General features: G+C 38.2%; 2 protein-coding genes. Both read left to right on the top strand.

Annotation, left to right across the window (positions count from 1 at the left end; genetic code table 11):
- The first annotated feature begins 315 nt into the window (after positions 1-315).
- The gene (locus O9332_RS08635; protein ID WP_002759946.1) at positions 316-1,719 is read left to right on the top strand and encodes a metallophosphoesterase family protein; all 1,404 of its coding nucleotides are present in this window, start codon (positions 316-318) and stop codon (positions 1,717-1,719) included.
- A 58-nt stretch (positions 1,720-1,777) separates the two neighbouring features.
- Positions 1,778-2,011 carry a hypothetical protein gene (locus O9332_RS08640; RefSeq protein WP_002759947.1) on the top strand — a complete coding sequence of 78 codons (234 nt, stop codon included), beginning with the start codon at positions 1,778-1,780 and terminating at the stop codon, positions 2,009-2,011.
- Positions 2,012-2,025: the final 14 nt, after the last annotated feature.

The following is a 2,025-nucleotide window of genomic DNA, read 5'->3' on the forward strand; positions in this document are numbered from 1 at the left end:
TGAGGTGGTCAACTACCTAATTTTCAGGGAAAAAGTACCTGAATTTTCCCCCGATCCCCGCAATGGCTGGCACTTTTTGAGGGGAAAAAAGTCCAAAAGTCTTATCCAACAAGGTTTTTAGATTTATTCAGCAGACCCTATATAAATTTTGCTCTAGGAATATCAACCACTTTACTTTTTGACAAGGAGAGAAAATCTATCATGGCAAAGAATAAAATTGTTGTCTTAAGTGACGTACATATTGGCACGAATGTCCCTACTAATTGGTATCAAAAAAGTTTTCATGAACCGTATTAGTCAGCGATTCTAGATTATGTGATTGATAACGCTGACTCTATTCAGGAGCTAATTTTACTTGGTGATCTGTTCGACTTTTGGACTTATCCGCCTAATTTTACTCCTCCGGCTACCGTTGATATAATTAACGCCAATCCTAATATTTTTGGAGCAACGGGAAAGTTAAGTCAAGCTTTAACTGCTCTCCAAGGGAATGTAACTTATGTCAATGGAAACCATGACATGAATGTCACTCAAAATGACTTAAATAACATTCAAAACTCAGCTAATTACAAGATCAAATATTGTTCAGATACGATTTATTATGTCACCTCTAGCAATGGACAAAAAATGGCTTTTACTCATGGTAACATTTTTACCATGTTTAATGCTCCCGATCTTCAATCTTCCCTGAGTCCTTTACCTGTTGGTCATTTTGTTACCCGAGCTATAGGTTATATGTTAAACAACACCCTTACTCCGGGACAAACTGTTGCTGATTTATCGGGACAAGGTAATCCTAACGGAATCGATTTAAGTGGTTTGGTTTCCTCGGTTGGTTCTCTCATTACTTCAGGTAACTTAGTCAGTGCCGTGCTTGATTACATAATTAAAGTAACTGGAATACCGGAAAATGAGCCGATTATTTTAGCGAATGGCCAAACAAAAACTATGGCAGATGCTAAACAGATATATAGTGGTTTACAAGATCAGTGGATTGCTGATTGGGGAGGAGGTACTAATGGTGAAATGATTACGGGCAAATCGGCGATCGCTGATTTAAGTGGAACTTATATTGCTTGGTTTGCTCAACAATCCGCTTTAGAATCCAACTCAAATTTAATCGTTTTAGGACATACCCACGCTCCGAAATTAGGTATAACTAATGGCTTTGTTCAATATGTTAATGATGGGTTTGAGTGTCCTTCCAGTCCCGATGTTCCCCCACAAACCTTTACTTTTGCTGTGATTGATACAGATACCTGCCAAAGTAATGTTTGTCAAGTAATAAAGCAGAATAATTCTTATCAAATTGTTCCTTTTGCTGCCCCGCCGGACTCAGTAATTTCCTCGATGTCAATGGATTATTCCTGTTATGTTAGTATTGATAACACTCAAGGAAAGTCAACCTTAACCTTAACTAAACCTGCAACTAATGAACACGGTTATTATGTTGTCAGTCCTCCTCAACAGATTAACCCCGGAGAACAGGTCAAGTTCTGGTTACAAGATGCTCCCGGACTATATGGCATCCAAGGAAGTGCAGTCTATTCCCAAGTAGGGGGTAACTCTCTTACTTTTGACTATGCTTGTCCTACAGGTTTATCCTCAAATAGCTGTTCTGGTGCTAATTTTTACACCTCTAATGATGGGGTAAATTGGGGTCAACTTAATCAAGTTAAAAAGAGCGGTCATCCCTTTTTTGTGAAATTTGTGTTGTGACAATTACCTAGATTTGTCTAAGATACGCCTAATCAATTGACAATTGGAGAAAATTTCAATGCCTACTTACGATCAACAACAAACGCTTTTCTGTCTTTCCATGTTCGCTAATATCAATAATAGCGAGAAAGTTATTACAGATTTAGCCGAACCTACGGTTCAAGGAAAAATTGGTCAATGGACAATTCTTTGGGGTCCTGTTATTTATTATCATGATCCTAAAAATCAGAACTGGGATAATATTATGTATGTGGCGAAGGGAGAAAATGCCGAAACCAATAACCCTCAATAGGTAGTTGCGATCGC

The organism is Microcystis sp. LE19-10.1B (assembly GCF_027530565.1).
Taxonomy (GTDB): Bacteria; Cyanobacteriota; Cyanobacteriia; order Cyanobacteriales; family Microcystaceae; genus Microcystis; species Microcystis aeruginosa.